Origin of the sequence: Rhodococcus sp. UNC363MFTsu5.1 (genome assembly GCF_000686785.1) — a bacterium.
Classification (GTDB): domain Bacteria; phylum Actinomycetota; class Actinomycetes; order Mycobacteriales; family Mycobacteriaceae; genus Rhodococcus_G; species Rhodococcus_G maanshanensis.
In genome coordinates this window covers 18403-36613 of record NZ_JMLO01000017.1, presented here as the reverse complement: position 1 = coordinate 36613, position 18211 = coordinate 18403, and the positions used below count along the sequence as shown (strand labels likewise).

The following is an 18211-nucleotide window of genomic DNA, read 5'->3' as shown; positions in this document are numbered from 1 at the left end:
GACGGTCCTACCTATCCGGACCGGGGCGGAGCGTATCGAATCGAACCCGACAACGAGGGCATCTCGGTCAGTCGGTGACGTCGTCCGGGTCGGGCTCGGCCGGGCGGTGACGCTGCTCGTCGTGCTCGCGGGAGAAGATCCCCGGCGGCGGACCGGCCGGTCCGCCGTGGGCGAGGACCGCGTGCTCGTATGCGGACTCGGCGTGCAACGCCAGGTCGACGCCCGCGATCTCCTCTTCGCGGCTGACCCGGAAACCCATCCAGCGGTCGATCGCCTTGCCGAGCGCGTAGGTGACCCCGAAGGCGTAGAGGCCGACCACGACGACCGCAAGGGTCTGCTTGCCGAGCTGGGCGAGTCCGCCGCCGTACAGCAGGCCCTCGACCCCTCCGGTCATCACCTCGGCCGCGAGCAGGCCGATCAGGAGCGTGCCGACGATGCCGCCGATGAGGTGCACGCCGACCACATCGAGCGAGTCGTCGTAGCCGAAGCGGAACTTCAGGCCAACCGCGAAGGAGCAGACGACGCCCGCCAGCGTGCCGACCACCGCGGCGCCGAGGACCGTCACCCAGCCGCAGGACGGGGTGATCGCGACCAGGCCGGCCACCACGCCGGAGGCCGCGCCGAAGGTGGTGGGGTGTCCGTCGCGCTTCTGCTCGACCAGCAGCCAGCCGAGCATGCCCGCGCAGCCCGCGACCAGGGTGTTGAGGAAGACGGCGGCCGCGGTGCCGTTCGCGGCGAGCGCGGAACCGGCGTTGAAGCCGAACCAGCCGAACCACAGCAGCCCAACGCCGAGCAGCACCAGGGGCAGGTTGTGCGGTCGCATGGGCTCGGAACGGAAGCCGATGCGCGGGCCGAGAACCAGTGCCAGCGCCAGCCCGGACGCGCCGGAGACGATCTCGACGACCAGGCCGCCCGCGTAGTCGAGCGCGCCGAGCTGCGCGATCCAGCCGTCCGGACCCCAGACCCAGTGCGCGACCGGGGCGTACACGGCCAGCGTCCACACCGGGACGAACACCATCCACGCCGAGAACTTGGTGCGGTCCGCGATCGCACCGCTGATCAACGCGGCTGTGAGGATCGCGAAGGTCAGCTGGAAGGTGGCGAACAGGAACTCGGGTACGCCGCTGTGCACGGTTGTCGGGGTGATGTCGGCCATGCCGAGGTGCTCGAGCCCGCCGAGCAGCCCGCCGCCGATGTCCTCACCGAAGGCCAGGCTGTAACCGATCACCAGCCAGACCACACTGACCAGGGCGATCGCGACAAAACTCATCATGATCATGTTGAGCACGCCCTTGGAGCGGACCATGCCGCCGTAGAACAGGGCGAGCCCCGGCGTCATCAGAAGGACCAGGGCGGTGCTCACCAGCAGCCATGCGGTGGCTCCGGCGTCGATGGTCTCGGGCACGTCGGTTTCTCCTCACGCGCGCGGGCCTCGGCCGCACGCGAGTGGTGACGATGGTCTGTCGCGGTTTCGCCTGCGCTGCGAATGTGTTGCGGCTGTGTTTCGGAATCCGCTCACCCGAGCCGTCCCATGGGTGCGGGTTCCGGCGCAGGAGGCCCGGGGACGGCGGTCCGCCGACGCGCTGTCGCCCCTCGCCGGTACCCTCTCCGCGTGGCCCTCTACCGGAAATATCGACCGGCAACCTTCGCCGAGGTGGTGGGGCAGGAGCACGTCACCGACCCCCTGAGCACCGCCCTCGACGCCGGACGCATCAACCACGCGTATCTGTTCTCGGGCCCGCGCGGCTGCGGTAAGACGTCGTCGGCCCGGATCCTGGCCCGGTCACTGAACTGTGTGGAGGGTCCGACCTCCACCCCGTGCGGTGTGTGCTCGTCGTGCGTGGCGCTCGCCCCGGGCGGCCCCGGCAACCTCGACGTGATCGAGCTGGACGCGGCCAGCCACGGCGGCGTCGACGACACCCGCGAGCTGCGTGACCGGGCGTTCTATGCGCCCGCGGAGTCCCGGTACCGCATCTTCATCGTGGACGAGGCCCACATGGTCACCACCGCGGGCTTCAACGCGCTGCTCAAGATCGTCGAGGAGCCGCCGGAGCACCTGATCTTCGTCTTCGCGACCACCGAGCCGGAGAAGGTGCTGCCGACGATCCGGTCGCGCACCCACCACTACCCGTTCCGGCTGCTGGCGCCCTCGACGATGCGTGGGCTGCTGGAGAAGATCTGCGCGCAGGAGAACGTCGCCGTCGAGGCCCCGGTCTATCCGCTGGTGATCCGCGCGGGCGGCGGATCGCCGCGCGATTCGCTCAGCGTGCTCGACCAGCTGCTGGCAGGCGCGGGCGACGAGGGCGTCACCTATCAGCGCGCGCTGTCCCTGCTCGGGGTCACCGACGTCGCGCTCATCGACGACGCGGTCGATGCGCTCGCCGCCTGTGATGGCGCCGCGCTCTTCGGCACCGTGGACAAGGTGATGGACGCGGGCCACGATCCGCGGCGGTTCGCCGTTGACCTGCTCGAGCGGATCCGCGACCTGATCCTGATGCGGGCGGTCCCCGACGCGGGGGAGCGCGGCCTGGTCGACGCCCCCGGCGACGTGCTCGAGCGGATCCGCGAGGAGGCGGAACGGATCGGTCCGGCGACCCTGGCCCGTTACGCCGAGGTCCTGCACGCAGGCCTGGGGGAGATGCGTGGGGCCACGGCACCCCGGCTGCTGCTCGAGGTGATGTGCGCCCGGATGCTGCTGCCGGCCGCGTCGGACGCGGAATCGGCTGTGCTGCAACGGCTGGAGCGGCTCGAACGGCGGGCCGAGGGTGGCCTGCCGGTGACGGAGCAGGCCACAGGGGCACGATCGAGCGCGCCCGCGGAGCCCGTGGCGCGGTCGAGTGCCCCTGAGCCCGAGCCGATCTACCAGCGCCCGTCGCAGCGCGCGGCGGCGCAGCAGCGGCACCCCGAACCGGCCCAGCCGGCGCAGCCGGCACCGGCCCCGCCCGTTCGGCCCGAGCCGGTCGCCCCTGAGGTCGTCGCCCCCGCGGCGGCCGAACGTGGTGCGCAGGAACGGGATGCGGCGCCCGCCGCGGAGGTCGGTGTTCCGGCCGAGGCGCCCGCCGCAGCGCCAGAGCCGGTGTCCGCCCCGCAGCCGCCCGAGCCCGCCCCCGCGGCCCAGGAACCGCCTGCCCCTGCACCTTCCGCACCGGCCCCCGTTGTCCCGGAAGCGGTTGTGCCCGAACCCGTTGCGCCCCCCGTCGAGTCGGTGTCCGTGCCCGCGCCCGAACCGGAACCGCTGGCCGTCGCCGAGCCCGAGCCCGAGCCGTCGCCGTCCGAGCCGGTGGCCCCGCCGGTGTCCGCGCCCGCGGCCGCCGGTCAGCCCGACGCCACCGCGGTCCGCGCCGTGTGGTCGGAGGTCAGGGCGAAGGTGCGCGACCGGAGTCGCACCGTCGAGGTGATGCTCTCGGGCGCCACGGTCCGAGCGGTGGACAACGACCGCCTGATCCTCATCCATGCCTCCGCGCCACTGGCCAAGCGTCTGGTGGAGCCGCGCAACGCCGACGTGATCCGCGATGCGCTGCGGGAGGTGTTCGGCGTGGACTGGGCGATCGACTGCGAGGTCGGCACCGCCGCGCCCGCAGAGACTGCTCCGCGCGCCCAGCCCGCCCGCCAGCAGCAGGCGAAACCGGCCGGCGCACCGAGATTCTCGCGTCCGAGCCAGGAGCAGGCGGCATCCGCGCCCGCCCCGCGGGCCGTGTCCGCGCCGGGTGCGGGCGCCGACGACATCCCGCCGCCCGAGGAACCCGACTATCCGGACGACCCGGGCCCGCCGCCCGCCACGCCCGAGTCGGTCACCCCGGAGGACGAGGAAGAGATGATGGCGCAGGCCGCCGAGCCGGCCGACCCATCCGTCCGCCGTGATCCCGAGGAGATCGCGCTCCAGTTGCTGGAGACCCACCTCGGGGCCAAGCGAATCGACGGCTAGCAGGCCCGGCTCGTTCGCTCACCCCAGTCCGCCCGCCCCGTCGAGTGTGCAGTTCTCGTCGCCTGTCCTGGGCCGATGCCCCGGTAGGTGCACACTCGGCGGAAGCGCCGGGCCGGCTAGGCCGAACGACGCTCTCGCGAGGCCACGTTCCGCCTGGCGAAGTCGATGCTGAGCGCGATCAGGGTCTTGCTCTCCTCGAGCATGATGCCGAACACCGGGAAGGCGTGGATCTGCCCGCTCCACAGGTGGGTCTCCACGGGCCTGCCCGCCCGCTCGAGCCGCTCGGTCATGACCTCCACATCCGGCCGCATCAGCTCGTACTCGGCGGCGGAGAAGAACACCGGCGGGAACAGCGCCGGGTCTGCCTGCACCGGGGACTGCGCCCCGACGATCAGGTCGGGACCCGCGAGCCAACGGTCCTTGAGGTTGCGCACCTGACGCATCGGCAGGTACGCGTCGCGCTTCATGTACTCCGGGTCGTGCGACTCGAGATCGACATTGAGCAGCGGCGAGAACCCGAGTACCGCGGCGGGGGTGGTCAGCCCCTGCAGCGCGGTGATCTCGGCGACCTTCATCGCGAGGTAGCCGCCCGCGGAATCGCCCGCGACGATGATCCGCGTCGGATCGTCACAGGTCTCCAACAGCGCGGTGTACGCCGCCATCGCATCGGCGATCGAGGTGCCGATGCCGCCGTGCGGCAGCTGCCGATACTCCACCGAGATCACCGGGACCCCCGAGCGGGCTGCGAGCGCCCCGCAGGCGCCGCGATGGGTGGCCAGCCCGCAGAAGACGAATCCACCGCCGTGGAAGTAGAGGATGGTCGCCCCCTGCAGTGCGTCGGTGGCACGCCTCGGGTGGGTGACCTTCTCGCATCGCACCGCGCCCAGGGTGATCGGCTCGATGCTCACCCCCTTGGGGGCGGGTGTGCGGTCGGACCATTCATCGAGCTTCCCGAGTGCGCGGATGCCGCGGTCGGACATCGGCCACACCGTGAACAGCGGTTTGATGAAGATTCTCGCGAACCAGAACACCAGCCGTGCCCGAAGGCTGACGTTCCAGTGCCATACGGTGGATCCCTGCATCGGCTTGCTGTCCCCTCGTTGGTGCCGGTTTCGGTGCCACCACGATATGGCGGCGTGGTGCCGGCGACCAGAGTCCCAGCCGCCCGGCCGGTGTGTGGCCGCTATTCCGCGCGCGCGGCCTCGCGGGCGAGCATTCGGTCCCGCGCTTCCTCGAACCGCTCGGCCGAGCGGCGGAGGTCGTCGAGGTGGGCCGCCAGACGGTCCCGCGCCCGCTCGCCCGCATCGGTGAAGTCGTTGCGCTCGAACACGTTCCAGATGCGGAGCACCGGCATCACGACGTCGTCGAGGTGCTGCCGGAGATCGTAGATGCCGTGTTTGGCGAGGAGCACCGCGTTCCGCCGGAAGCCGGGCATGGACAGGCCGGGCATCTGGAAATTGACCAGCACGTCGGTGATCGCCTCGAGTGCCGCGTCGGGGACGAGGTCGAGGGCTGCGCCTGCGAGCGTTCGGTAGAAGACCATGTGCAGGTTCTCGTCCGCCGCGATCCGGTCGAGCATCCGCTCCGCGACGTCGTCCGCGCAGACATGTCCGGTGTTGCGGTGCGAGAGCCGGGTGGCGAGCTCCTGGAACGTCACATAGGCCACCGATGGCAGGAACGCGGCGTTCAGCGGGGAGTCGAGGCCGTTGGTCAGGTGTTCCATCCGGTACTGCTCGAGCTGGACGGGGTCGACGGCGCGGGTGACCACCAGGTAGTCGCGCATCACGATGCCGTGCCGATTCTCCTCCGCCGTCCACCGGTTGACCCAGGTGCCCCACGCCCCGTCTAGGGAGAAGCTGGCGGCGATCTCGCGGTGATACGAGGGCAGGTTGTCCTCGGTCAGCAGGTTCGTGATCATGGCGACCTTCGCCAGCTCGGAGAGCCGCGACTGGTCCGGGTCCCAGTCCACCCCACCCATTTCCGCGAAGTTCCTGCCCTCGTCCCATGGCACGTAGTCGTGTGGATTCCAGTTCTTGGTCATCGACAGGTGCCGGTTGAGATTGGCTTCGACCGTCGGCTCGAGCTCCCTGAGCAGGTCGAGTTGGGTGAACGTCATGGTCATGAGAACTCCTTGGGAAGGAAGAACCTCGAGAACCAGTACCTGGCCCGCGGCGATGCCCGCGGTTGTCCAGGCCCTATTGAACACCGCGCATCGCGACACTTCCAGGAAAGCCGCAGAATCGGCGGCGGGCCACGCGGCGTCGTACGTCAGTCGTGTGGCCCGCCCACTGCCCGATCGTGTCGAGGGTGGCCGACGGTGGGCTCAGGCGTCGACGGCCTGCGTGACGGCGGCCCATTCGTCGAGTTCGGCGATGCGCGCGGTGAGCGCGGAGCGCATGGCATCGGCGCCCGCGACACCCAACGCCAGACGTAGCGGGGGGTTGTCGCCTGCCGCGGCGGCGCGGATGCCGGCCGCAACGCGGTCCACGCCGGAGTACGCCGACCCTGGCAGTGCCCCGATGGCCTGCTGCACCACGCGGACCGTCTGGTCGTAGTCGGCATGCGTCGCGCTGGCCGCAGCGAGATTGCCCAGGAACGGGGTTGCGGTGAGCCCGGGCTGGACGAGAGTCACCTTGATGCCCAGCGGAGCCACCTCGGCGACAAGCGCGTCGGTGAGCCCCTCGACGGCGTATTTCGTCGCCGCGAGCAGGCCGACCCCTGGGTCCGCGGTCTGGCCGTAGTAGGACGAGCCCTGCAGGATGTGACCGGACCGCTGGCCCCGCAGCACGGGCAATGTCGCGCGGAGCACGTTCAGCACGCCGAACACGTTGGTGTCGAAGATCGCCCGCGCCTGAGCGTCGTCCGCCTCCTCGACGGCGCCGAAAAGTCCGTAGCCGGCATTGTTCGCCACGACGTCGATACGTCCGAACCGCGCGATCGTCTGCTCGACCGCCGTCCGTACGGCGGCCTCGTCGCGCACGTCGGCGTCGATCCTGAGCAACTGGTCGCGCTCGCCCAGCTCGTCGAGGTCGGCGGTGCGCCGTGCCACGGCCGCGACCGCTTCGCCCGCCTCCAGGGCCTGGCGCACGAGCTCGCGCCCGATGCCCGAGGAAGCGCCGGTGACAAACCAAACAGGTGAGGTGATCTCTGGAGTATTCATGTTGTGACCGTAACACGTTAGACCGCAACATCTCCGTAAGATTTGTGTGGATGTTGCGGCTCTTCTCGGTATGGACATATCGCTGTGTATCGTGTGGGGGGTGGATGCAGTGCATGGATCGCCGACGCGGAGCCGCCCCGACGCCGCCGATGTGGTGTTGCGATTCGTGAACACCCGAGCGGACGGCGCGGGGAACATCGAGGTCTTCAGCACGGCCGGGGGCTTCGCTGACTGGGCGGTCGAGCAGGACCTGCTCACCACTGCCACGGTCGTGACCGACTCGGACGCCGCGGCCGCACGCGAGCTTCGCGATGCGTTTGTCACGGTGTTCCTGGCGCATGCGGGTGACCCCGCGGTCGACGGTGTCCGGATCGGCGACGCGGAAAGGTATCTCCGGCAGGCCGGTGCCCGCTATCCCCTGACCACGGTCATCACCGCGGGGTCGGCACGGCTCGGCGCCGGATCCACCGGTGTCCCTGGCGCTTTGGGCACCATTCTCGCCGCAGTGACCGAGGTGGCGCAGAGCGGCGACTGGACGCGGATCAAGGCGTGCTGCAACCCACCGTGCCATTTCGGCTTCGTTGATCGGACCCGCAACCGGGCGGCTCGCTACTGCAGTCCCGGATGCGGCTCTCAGGTTTCCATGCGCGCCTATCGTCAGCGCCAGAAGCGGGCCGGTTCCTGAACTGGCCGTTGTCCGTACGTAATTCCTGGCGGTTCGGGTCGGTTGTCCCTGGCGGCCGGGACACCGGGCGCACCATCCTCGTCTGCAGTCGAAACGGTCGGGACAGAACCGGAGGAGCGTGCAGATGAGTACCACCATTCCCACGGAGGGGCGCCAGGTCGACGCGGCCGACCGGCGTGGACCGTCGTCGTGGTGGGCGGTGACCGGTGCGATCGCGGGTCTCGCCGGGATCGTCGGCATGCAGGCGAGCACCAGCCTCTCCGCCACCATGGACGAGGGTGTCGTGGGCAACGCCGTCGCGATGATGAACAGGATGGCCGAGGAGCGGGCCCTGATCCTGACCGAGCACGTGGCCATGAACGTGGCGGCGCTGCTGCTGCTGGTCTTCGCCGCCGGGCTGTGTCGCCGGCTCGCGGGCGGCCTCGACCAGCACAGCCTGCTGCCGCAGGTCGCGGCGGGCGGACTGATCCTCACGTCGGCCGCCTGTCTGATCGGCACCGGCCTGACCACCGAGCTCGTGTTCGGGCTCGGCGAGGGCGACCAGTTGCTGCCGGAGTTCGCGGCCTTCGGGGCGCACTGGATGGGGACCATCCCGTGGCTATGGGCGGGCGCGGGCATCAGTGCGCTCGCGGTCGCGGCGGCCTCGCTGCGACACGGCGCGCTGCCGCGATGGATCGGCTGGACGAGCGCGGTGCTGGGCACGGTCACGGCGCTGTTCGGCATCTCCCCGCTGCAGTACATGGCCGGTTTCACCGGGCCGGTCTGGGTGCTGGTGTGCGCGGTCGGGCTGTGGTTCTCGGGGCGTTCTGCGCGGGCGTGACCCAGAATGGGCCCCGGCCCGTGAGTCCTTCTGGCCCGCCAACGGACCAGAAGGACTCACGGGCGACGGAGTCGCCTCGAGGAGGAACGGTTTGAGCGAGCGAAGTGGGGGGTCGGCGGGCACCGGCGGATGGCCGGTGCCCGCCGCCGTGCTCGCGTTCACGTCCTGGCTGCTGGGGGTGCTGGCGCTGGTGGCGTTCGTCGCCGCCGAGCCGACCCTCGACGCCGACCAGCTGTTCTTCCTCGTCGACCTGCTCGGCGCGGGTGTCTACGGCACGGTCGCCGGGGTGGTGCTCGCGCGGCGGGTGCATCCGGTGCCGATCATCCTCGGGCTCACCGGGATCGGGGTCGGGCTGGCCGCGTTCAGCTACGGCTACACCCAGCTGGCGCTGGTTCGGCCCGGCCTGCCCGCGGTCGCGGCGATCGAGCCACTGCAGAACACCGCCTGGATTCCCGGCACGTTGGCGCTGTTCCTGGTGATCCCATGGCTGATCCGCGACCACCGGCTGGAGCCGGTGGCCCGCGCAGGCCTGCTCCTCGGCACCGCGACCATCGTCTGGTACTTCGTGTCCCGCACCTACACCGACATCACGCAGATCTGGTTGATCGCACCGGTGGTGACGGTGGGCCTGCTCGCCGCGGCCGACGCCGCGTGGCGGTGGCGGCGGGGACCGGTCGACGAGCGGATCGGGCTCGGCTGGCTGTGCCTTGGCACAGCGCTGATGGCGCTCTCGTTCGTCCCGCTCGCGCTGCCGCCGACGTGGCCGAGCCTGTGGATGCTCACCCCGCTGATCCACCTGGCGGTGCAGGCGTTCTATCCGGCGGCGATCCTGGTCTCGATTCTGCGGCAACGGATGTGGGGGCTCGACCTCGCGGTCAGCCGCGCGGTGCTCGCGGGCACCCTCACCGTCGTTCTCCTCGCGCTGTACGTGGTGGTGGCCACGGCGCTGGCCCGGCTACTGCCCGCCGCGGACTCGGTGCTCGCACAGGCCGTTGCGGCCGGAGCCGTTGCCGTGGCTGTGCAACCGTCCCGGCTGTGGCTGCAGCGCCGCGTGCACGACCTCGTGTACGGGGAGGGCCGTGACCCGGCCAGGGCGGTGCGCCGCCTCGGGGCGCGGTTCGCGGAGGCGGAGACGCCCGAGGACCTGGTGTCCGAGCTCGCCGCAGGCGTGGCGGTCGCGCTGCGCCTGGAATCGGTGTCCGTCTGGCGTTCAGACGACACCGACCCCGTCGCGAGCTTCGGCGACCCGACGGGCCACCCGACCACGGTCGAGCTCATCCACCGCGGCGCCCCGGTCGGCCGGTTGACGGTGACCGCCCCGCCGGGGGAGACCCTCGGGTCGCGGAGCCGGAAGTCCTTGGACGAGTTGGCCTCGGTGGTCGCCGCCGGACTGGTGCTGGTGCAGGCGACGCAGGATCTCGACGCCGCGCGGGAGCGGCTGTCCACGGTGCGGCTGGAGGAGCGCCGGGTGATCCGGCGGGAGCTGCACGACGGTCTCGGGCCGTCCCTCGCCGGCATCCGGCTCGGGCTGCAGGGGGTCAGGAACCTGCTGCGGACCGATTCGGACGCGGCGGTGCGGCTGCTGGAGTCGCTGCAGGTCCAGCTCGACCACCAGGTCGACGGCGTCCGGTCGTTGTCCCGCAACCTCTTCCCCCCGATCCTGGACGAACTGGGCCTGGCCGCGGCGCTGGAGGACCTCGCCGCCCAGCACGCCCGCGGCGGGTTTGCGCTGGACGTGCGCGCGCAGCTGCCGGCGCGGGTGGACCCGGACGCGGGCGCGGCCGCATACGGAATCGTGGTGGAGGCCGTCTCGAACGCGAGGCGGCACAGCGGTGCCGTCGGATGCCGGGTCGAGGCGGTCTGTGCCGCAACGGAGTCCGGTGGCCGTCAGCTGACCGTCACGATCCGGGACGGTGGCACCGGCTTCGACGCGGGCCGGGAGGCGGGCGTCGGGACCCGCTCGATGCGGGAGCGGGCGGGCGAGCTGGGCGGCACGCTGGTCATCGACTCGGTGCACCCGCACGGCACCAGGGTCACCGCGCGGCTACCGTTGACCGCATCATGACCGCCATCCGTGTCGCCGTCGTCGACGACCACCCCGTCTTCCGGCTGGGGATGGTGGCGCTGCTCTCCACGCTCGACGGGATCGAGGTGGTCGCCGAGGCCAGTTCGTCGGCGGAGGCGACGGCGCTGGTGACGGCCGACGTCGATGTGGTGCTGATGGACCTCGAACTCGGCGATCGTTCCGGCGTCGAGACGACGCGGGACCTGGTCTCGCGGTTCCCGGCGCTGCGGGTGCTGATGGTGACGATGCACGAGGACGACGAGTCGATCGTCGCGTCGATGCGTGCGGGGGCAAGGGGCTACCTCGTCAAGGGTGCGGTCCCGGACGAGGTGGAGCGGGCCATCCGGGCGGTCGCGAACGGCGAGCTGCTGCTCGGCGCGGCGGTGGCCGAGCGCGCGCTCGGATTCATGGCGGCCTCCAGGAGCCTCGCGCCGACCGTGTTCCCCGAGCTGACCGACCGGGAACGTGAGGTGCTCGACCTGGTGGCGGGCGGGCACGACACCGCGACGATCTCCCGGCGCCTGGTGCTGAGCCCGAAGACGGTCCGCAACCACATCTCCAACATCCTGACCAAGCTCGGGGTGCCGGACCGGTCCGCGGCCATCGTGCGGGCGCGCCAGGCCGGGCTGGGTTGAGCCTCGCCGGCGGGCTGGGCTGAGCCTCGCGGCCGGGCCGGGCCGGGCCGTCTCACTAGAACGGGCCCCGACCCCGGCCCGCCGTGACGATCGCAACGGTCACAGAGCCCGCTCGGTTCGGTCCTAGACCCAATTCTGAAACGAGTTCTAGTATGGCTTGCGTCGAGGTGTATGCCTCGGGCCAGGTGCCGCTCGAGTCGGCGCTCGGCGATGACGTTTGAACTGCCATTGCGAACACCACGCACGCGGCGGAGCCGTGCACAGGAAGGAACACCTCACAGTGACCACAGAGGCATTCATTTATGAAGCCATCCGAACCCCACGTGGCCGAGGAAAGAAGACCGGTTCGCTGCACTCGGTCAAGCCGATCTCGCTGGTCACCGGCCTGATCGACGAGCTGCGCGTGCGCTTCCCCGACCTCGACGAGGATCGGATCTCGGACCTGATCCTCGGTGTGGTCTCCCCGCTCGGCGACCAGGGCATGGACATCGCGCGCATCGCCGCCACCGACGCCGGCCTGCCCGACACCGTCGGCGGCGTGCAGATCAACCGCTTCTGCGCCTCCGGCCTCGAGGCCGTGAACATGGCCGCGCAGAAGGTGCGCTCCGGCTGGGACGAGATGGTCATTGCCGGCGGCGTCGAGTCGATGTCGCGCGTCAAGATGGGCAGCGACGGCGGCCCCTGGGTGAACGACCCGGCCACCAACTACGACAACTACGTCGTCCCGCAGGGCATCTCGTCCGACCTGATCGCCACCATCGAGGGCTTCAGCCGCGACGACGTCGACGCGTACGCCGTCCGTTCGCAGGACCTGGCGGCGAAGGCCTGGGCCGGCGGATACTTCGCCAAGTCCGTGGTTCCGGTGAAGGACATCAACGGCATCACCATCCTCGACCACGACGAGCACATGCGCCCCGGCACCACCGTGGAGAGCCTGGCGGGCCTCGCTCCCGCCTTTGCGATGATCGGCGAGATGGGCGGCTTCGACGCCGTCGCCATGCAGAAGTACCACTTCGTGGAGAAGATCAACCACGTCCACCACGGCGGCAACAGCTCCGGCATCGTCGACGGCGCCGCGCTGCTGCTCGTCGGCAGCGAGGAGGCGGGCAAGGCCATGGGCATGACCCCGCGGGCCCGCGTCGTCGCGACCGCCACCTCGGGTGCCGACTCGACCATCATGCTCACCGGCCCGACGCCGGCGGCCAAGAAGGCCCTGGCCGCTGCCGGTCTGACGATCGAGGACATGGACCTCGTCGAGATCAATGAGGCGTTCGCCTCCGTGGTGCTCAAGTTCCAGAAGGACATGAACATCCCGGACGAGAAGCTCAACGTCAACGGCGGCGCGATCGCCATGGGCCACCCGCTCGGCGCCACCGGCGCGATGATCACCGGCACCATGATCGACGAGCTCGAGCGCCGCAATGCCCGCTACGCACTGGTCACCCTGTGCATCGGCGGCGGCATGGGCGTGGCCACCATCATCGAGCGCGTCTGACGCGGCCCGGACTACCAGGAGACTTGAAGCAGTGAGCGAGCAGAACATCATCAACTGGGAGCAGGACGCCGACGGAATCGTCGTGCTCACCATCGACGACCCCAACCAGGGCGCGAACACCATGAACGCGGCCTACATCGCGTCCATGAACGCCACCGTCGACCGGCTGTACGCGGAGAAGGACGCCATCGCCGGCGTCGTCCTCACCTCGGGCAAGAAGACCTTCTTCGCCGGTGGCGACCTCAAGAACATGATCAAGGTCGGCCCGGCGGACGCCGAGCAGATCTTCAACCACAGCGTCACCCTCAAGGCCGACCTGCGTCGCCTCGAGACCCTCGGCAAGCCCGTCGTCACCTGCATCAACGGTGCCGCGCTCGGTGGCGGCCTCGAGATCGCGCTGGCCACCCACCACCGCATCGCCGCGGACGTCAAGGGCGTCAAGATCGGTCTGCCCGAGGTCACCCTCGGCCTGCTTCCCGGCGGCGGCGGTGTGGTCCGCACGGTCCGCATGTTCGGCATCATGACCGCGCTGACCCAGCTGCTCCTGCAGGGCCAGCAGCGCGGACCGGTGCAGGCCAAGGAGATCGGCCTCATCGACGAGGTCGTCTCCTCCGTCGAGGAGCTCGTTCCCGCCGCGAAGGCGTGGATCAAGGCCAACCCCGAGTCGGGCGTGCAGCCGTGGGACGTCAAGGGCTACAAGATCCCCGGTGGCACCCCCGCCACCCCGGCGTTCGCGGCGAACCTGCCCGCCTTCCCGGCGAACCTGCGCAAGACCCTCAAGGGCTCGCCGATGGAGGCCCCGCGCGCCATCATGGCCGCCGCGGTCGAGGGCAGCCAGGTCGACGTCGACAACGCGCTGACCATCGAGTCCCGCTACTTCACCAAGCTCGTCACCGGGCAGGTCGCGAAGAACATGATCCAGGCGTTCTTCTTCGACATGCAGGCCATCGGCTCGGGTGCCTCGCGTCCGAAGGACATCCCCAAGCGTGAGATCAAGAAGGTCGGTGTCCTCGGCGCAGGCATGATGGGCGCCGGCATCGCGTACGTGTGTGCCAAGGCCGGGATCCCGGTGGTGCTCAAGGACGTCACGATCGAGGCCGCCGAGAAGGGCAAGGCGTACTCCGAGAAGATCGAGGCCAAGGCGCTCTCCCGGGGCAAGACCACCGAGGAGAAGTCGAAGGCGCTGCTGTCGCTGATCACGCCGAGCGCGGACCCGGCCGACTTCGCAGGCGTCGACTTCGTCGTCGAGGCCGTCTTCGAGTCGCCCGACCTGAAGCGATCGGTGTTCCAGGAGATCGAGGACATCGTCGACGCCGACGCCCTGCTGGGGTCGAACACGTCGACGCTGCCGATCACCGACCTGGCGACCGGGGTCAAGCGTCCCGAGGACTTCATCGGCATCCACTTCTTCTCGCCCGTCGACAAGATGCCGCTGGTGGAGATCATCCGCGGCGAGAAGACCTCGGACGAGGCGCTGGCGCGGGTGTTCGACTTCGTGCAGGCGATCCGCAAGACCCCGATCGTGGTCAACGACTCCCGCGGGTTCTTCACCTCGCGGGTCATCGGCACCTTCGTCAACGAGGCCATCGGCATGGTGGCCGAGGGCATCGAGCCGGCCACCATCGAGCAGGCGGGCATGCAGGCCGGCTACCCGGCGGCGCCGCTGCAGCTGTCGGACGAGCTGAACCTGACGCTGATGCAGAAGATCCGTGCGGAGTCGAAGGCCGCGGCGATCGCCGAGGGCAAGACCCTGCCCGCGGATCCGGCCGGTGACGTCATCAACTACCTCGTCGAGGGCAACGACCGCAAGGGCCGCCTCGGCGGCGCCGGCTTCTACAACTACGAGGACGGCAAGCGCACCGGCCTGTGGCAGGGCCTGCGCGATCACTTCAAGTCGGGTTCGGTGACCCCGCCGATCCAGGACCTGATCGACCGCATGCTGTTCATCGAGGCGATCGAGTCGGTCAAGTGCTTCGACGAGGGCGTGATCACGTCCACCGCCGACGCCAACATCGGCTCGATCATGGGCATCGGCTACCCCGCCTGGACCGGTGGCGTCAGCCAGTTCGTCGCCGGCTACCCCGGCGGCCAGGAGGGCTTCGTCAAGCGTGCGGAGGAGCTCGCCGCGAAGTACGGCGAGCGCTTCACCCCGCCCGCCTCGCTGAAGGCCTAGGCACCGAACTCCTGAAGGTGCCCCTCGCCCGGTCCGACCGGGTGGGGGGCACCTTCAGTCGTTTCCTGGGGCGAGACGCCGCCCGGTTCCTGCGGCGGCGCGGGCGCGACCGGCGGACTCCTCGGCGTCGAGGCCCCATTCGTACACGGCGGTATCGACCTGCATGGTGTGCCGCTTGCTCTTGACGAAGTGCTTGAGGTCCCGTTTCTCGTCCGCGCGGATGATGGCCTCCATCGAGGCGATGTCCGGCAACGCGTAGTCGCCCGCCAGGTACGCCGCGGCCCACCTGGCCTGCCGCTCGCAGAACGGGAACAGCGTCGGAATCGCCTGCGCGAAACCGATCATGATCAGGTCGTCCACCCCTGGCTTGATCATCCGCTTGAACAGCGGCAGCCGATTGTCGGGCGCCGAGATGAACTCCTCGTCGAAGAACGGGAAGGTGATCCTGTACCCGGTCGCGTAGATGATGACGTCGATGCGCTCGCGGCTTCCGTCGGTGAACTCGACCTCGGTGCCGTCGAGCCGCCGGATGTCCGGTTTCGCGGCCAGGTCGCCGGAGCCGAGCCGGACGAGCAGCTCGCTCGACACGGTCGGGTGCGCCTCGAGCAGCTTGTGGTCCGGGGTCGGGAGGCCGTAGTTCTCCATCCGCCCGACGGTGATCCGCATGAGGCCGCGGGCCAGGGACTTCTGCAGGCCGAGCGGCACGTGCGGCATCGTGCGCATGATCGTGTCGATCGGTCTGCCGAACACGTACTTCGGGATCACGTACGCGCCCCGCCTCGTGGAGATGAACGCCTTCTCGGCGAGGTCCCTGCGGCTGAGTTCGGACGCGATGTCGACGGCGCTGTTCCCGATGCCGACCACCAGGATTCGTTTGCCCCGCATGTCGATCGGTTCGGTGGGATCGATGTACTCGTGGGAGTGGATCTGACGGCCGGCGAACTCGCCGGGGAAGGCGGGCTCGGGCCAGCGGGGGTCCCAGTGGTGGCCGTTCGCGACGATCAGCGCGTCGCAGTGGCGGCGGCCGCCGTCGGACAGTTCGAGTTCCCAGCCGCCGCCCTCGAGCCGGCGGGCATGACGCACCTCGGTCCGGAACCGGATGCTCTCCGCGAGGCGGAACCGGTCGACATAGGACTCGAAGTACGCGTGCACCTGTTCGTGCGAGGGGAAGTCCGGATAGTCGTCGGGCATGGGGAAATCCGAGAAGCCGAGTCGCTCCTTGGAGGTGTCGATGTGCAGCGAGCGGTACGCGGACGAGCGCCGGTTGGGATTCTTGAAGGCCCAGTTGCCGCCGACCCGGTCGCTCATCTCGAACGTCTCGACCGGTAGCCCCCGCTCGCGCAGCGCCTTGGTCGCGACCAGCCCGCTGAGGCCGGCGCCGATGACACAGGTGGACGGCGTTCGGGTGCCCATGGGTCCACAGTAACCGCGGAAACCACCCGGTCGCGGGGGATCCGCTGGCACACGATCGGCACGGTGACCTGTGGGTTCCCGCGACAAGGGAAACCGTATGTTCGCCGCTGGGTGCGGCGGCTACGTTCAGCCGGTGTGGCCTGGAGCACATCGACGGCGTCCGGTCACACCCGGCGCGGCCTCCGACGGCAGCGCGGGATTCGGATCGGACACGAACGGAGCACGTGCATGCTGACCTTGAGCTTTCCTGAGGGCGCTGCCCTGGTCTTCGGCGGCAGCGGCGGCATCGGGCGTGGTGTCGCCCGCGAGTTCGCCAGGGCAGGCAGCGCCGTCGCGATCTGCTACAACTCCAAGCGGGAGGTCGCCGAGGAAACGGTGGCCGAGCTGCGGGCGCTCGGAGTGAAGGCGAGCGCACACCAGGTCGACGTCCGCGCGGACGAGGAGGTCTCGCGGGTGCTCGGGGAGGTCGTCGGCGAACACTCGCGGATCCACACCGTGGTGTGGGGAGCGGGCCCGGTCGTCGACCAGATCACCGTCGCCGAGACGACGCCCGCGCAGTACCGGCGGTCGATCGAGATCGAGACCCTCGGACTGTTCGCCGCCGCGCACGCCGTGCTGCCGCACTTTCGCGAGCACGGCGGGGGTTCGTTCGTCCATCTCGGATCTGCGGGCGACCACTGGTTCCCGGCGCTCGACGGATTGTCGGTGATCCCGAAGGCGGCGAACGAATCGCTGATCCGCGGTATCGCGAAGGAGGAGGGCGCGCACAACATCCGGGCCAACTCGGTGCTGGTCGGCGTCATCGAGGCGGGCATGTTCCTCGAGCTCAAGGCCCAGGGCGTCTTCGACGAGGAGTGGGAACGCGAGGTCCACAAGCTGGTGCCGCTCAAGCGCTGGGGCACGCCGGCCGACATCGGGGCTGCGTGCGTCTTCCTGGCCTCGAACGAGGCCAATTACATCACCGGGCAACAGATCTCGGTGTCCGGCGGTTTCGGCGTCTAGCCGGTTCGGGCCGGAGAGGAGGTCGTGGCGGTGAACGAGGGTGAGCAGACGCAATCCCTGCAGATGTTCGACAGGATCGAGCTGGTGCTGCAGGCGCTCGACGACTGTGGGCATCTCACTCTCAGCGAGACATCGCGACTGACCGGGATCCCGACATCGTCAGCGCATCGACTGCTCGAGAAGATGGTGCAGAGGCGGTGGCTCACCCGGGTCGGGACCCGGTACGAGATCGGAGTCCGACTGTTCGAGCTGGGATCGAGGGCGGTCCGCAACCACTGGTTCCACCGCACCGCCCTGCCCATCATGCAGGAACTGCACCGATCCACGGGGGCCGTGGTCCACCTCGCCTTCCTCGACGGGGCCGACGGCATCTACTGGGAGAAGATCTCCGGCGCATTCGGGGCGAAGATCCCCTCGCGGATCGGCGGCCGGTACCCGGCGCACCGATCCGCGGTGGGGAAGGCCCTGCTGAGCTCGCTCCCGCGGGAGGCCCTCGACCAGCCGGTGTTCGGTCGTCTGAACCGGCGGGACGCGCAGCGGTCGGGCGGCAGGCGCGAGCTGGAGGACGAGCTCGACCGGGTCGCCGTGGAGGGCGTCGCCTTCGACCGCGGTGAGGCGTTGCCCGGCCTCGGGTGTGTCGCCTCGCCGATCGCGCACGGTCACCCGACGCCCGCGGCCCTCTCGATCTGCGGGCCGCTCAGCCGCATCACCACCGATCGCAGGATGAGTGTGGCGGTGCAGAGCGCCGCCGCCGAGATCGCCCGCAGCGTCCGGCAGGCCGCTCCCGCAGAGTGAGCCGACCGGCTTCCGGCCGTGGCCCGGAGGAGTGCTCGTGCGC

At 70.0% G+C, this 18211-nt stretch carries 14 protein-coding genes; 9 read left to right on the top strand and 5 right to left on the bottom strand.

Annotation, left to right across the window (positions count from 1 at the left end):
* Positions 1-67 precede the first annotated feature (67 nt).
* Positions 68-1405 carry an ammonium transporter gene (locus BR31_RS0114995; protein WP_027501670.1) on the bottom strand — a complete coding sequence of 446 codons (1338 nt, stop codon included), beginning with the start codon at positions 1403-1405 and terminating at the stop codon, positions 68-70.
* A 207-nt stretch (positions 1406-1612) separates the two neighbouring features.
* Between BR31_RS0114995 and BR31_RS0114990 the strand changes: the two genes are divergently transcribed.
* Positions 1613-3925: a DNA polymerase III subunit gamma and tau gene (locus tag BR31_RS0114990; protein WP_027501669.1), complete on the top strand. Its 2313-nt coding sequence runs from the start codon at positions 1613-1615 to the stop codon at positions 3923-3925.
* Between the two features lie 116 nt (positions 3926-4041).
* Here BR31_RS0114990 and BR31_RS0114985 read toward each other — a convergent pair whose 3' ends face one another.
* The 3 genes from BR31_RS0114985 to BR31_RS0114975 form a co-directional block, all read right to left on the bottom strand.
* On the bottom strand, positions 4042-5007 hold the full coding sequence (locus BR31_RS0114985; protein WP_027501668.1) for an alpha/beta hydrolase: 966 nt from the start codon (positions 5005-5007) through the stop codon (positions 4042-4044).
* A 101-nt stretch (positions 5008-5108) separates the two neighbouring features.
* On the bottom strand, positions 5109-6047 hold the full coding sequence (locus BR31_RS0114980; RefSeq protein ID WP_027501667.1) for an acyl-ACP desaturase: 939 nt from the start codon (positions 6045-6047) through the stop codon (positions 5109-5111).
* A gap of 201 nt (positions 6048-6248) precedes the next feature.
* Positions 6249-7085, bottom strand: coding sequence for an SDR family NAD(P)-dependent oxidoreductase (locus BR31_RS0114975; RefSeq protein ID WP_027501666.1), 837 nt, complete (start codon positions 7083-7085; stop codon positions 6249-6251).
* A 100-nt stretch (positions 7086-7185) separates the two neighbouring features.
* Here BR31_RS0114975 and BR31_RS0114970 point away from each other — a divergent pair, with 100 nt between their 5' ends.
* The 6 genes from BR31_RS0114970 (at position 7186) to BR31_RS0114945 (ending at position 14958) form a co-directional block, all read left to right on the top strand.
* Complete coding sequence (locus tag BR31_RS0114970; protein ID WP_231496500.1) at positions 7186-7770, top strand: CGNR zinc finger domain-containing protein; 585 nt, start codon at positions 7186-7188, stop codon at positions 7768-7770.
* 124 nt (positions 7771-7894) lie between these two features.
* Positions 7895-8590, top strand: a complete 696-nt coding sequence (locus BR31_RS0114965; protein WP_027501664.1) for a hypothetical protein — start codon at positions 7895-7897, stop codon at positions 8588-8590.
* Positions 8591-8681: 91 nt separating this feature from the next.
* Positions 8682-10655 carry a sensor histidine kinase gene (locus BR31_RS0114960; protein WP_027501663.1) on the top strand — a complete coding sequence of 658 codons (1974 nt, stop codon included), beginning with the start codon at positions 8682-8684 and terminating at the stop codon, positions 10653-10655.
* Entirely contained in the window at positions 10652-11290 is a 639-nt protein-coding gene (locus BR31_RS0114955) for a response regulator transcription factor (protein WP_027501662.1), read from the top strand. Before BR31_RS0114960 ends, BR31_RS0114955 begins: the two co-directional genes overlap by 4 nt.
* A gap of 280 nt (positions 11291-11570) precedes the next feature.
* Positions 11571-12785 carry an acetyl-CoA C-acetyltransferase gene (locus BR31_RS0114950; protein ID WP_027501661.1) on the top strand — a complete coding sequence of 405 codons (1215 nt, stop codon included), beginning with the start codon at positions 11571-11573 and terminating at the stop codon, positions 12783-12785.
* 31 nt (positions 12786-12816) lie between these two features.
* A complete protein-coding gene (locus BR31_RS0114945) occupies positions 12817-14958 on the top strand; it encodes a 3-hydroxyacyl-CoA dehydrogenase NAD-binding domain-containing protein (protein ID WP_027501660.1) in 2142 nt (713 codons plus the stop codon).
* A 54-nt stretch (positions 14959-15012) separates the two neighbouring features.
* Here the strand turns inward: BR31_RS0114945 and BR31_RS28820 are convergent, their stop codons facing one another.
* Positions 15013-16371 (bottom strand): flavin-containing monooxygenase, encoded by a 1359-nt coding sequence (locus tag BR31_RS28820; RefSeq protein ID WP_051637449.1) that lies wholly within the window; start codon positions 16369-16371, stop codon positions 15013-15015.
* A gap of 228 nt (positions 16372-16599) precedes the next feature.
* On the opposite strand from BR31_RS28820, the gene BR31_RS0114935 reads away from it, so the two are divergent.
* Positions 16600-17373 (top strand): SDR family NAD(P)-dependent oxidoreductase, encoded by a 774-nt coding sequence (locus BR31_RS0114935; RefSeq protein ID WP_027501659.1) that lies wholly within the window; start codon positions 16600-16602, stop codon positions 17371-17373.
* 24 nt (positions 17374-17397) lie between these two features.
* Positions 17398-18168 (top strand): IclR family transcriptional regulator, encoded by a 771-nt coding sequence (locus BR31_RS0114930; RefSeq protein WP_231496499.1) that lies wholly within the window; start codon positions 17398-17400, stop codon positions 18166-18168.
* Positions 18169-18211: the final 43 nt, after the last annotated feature.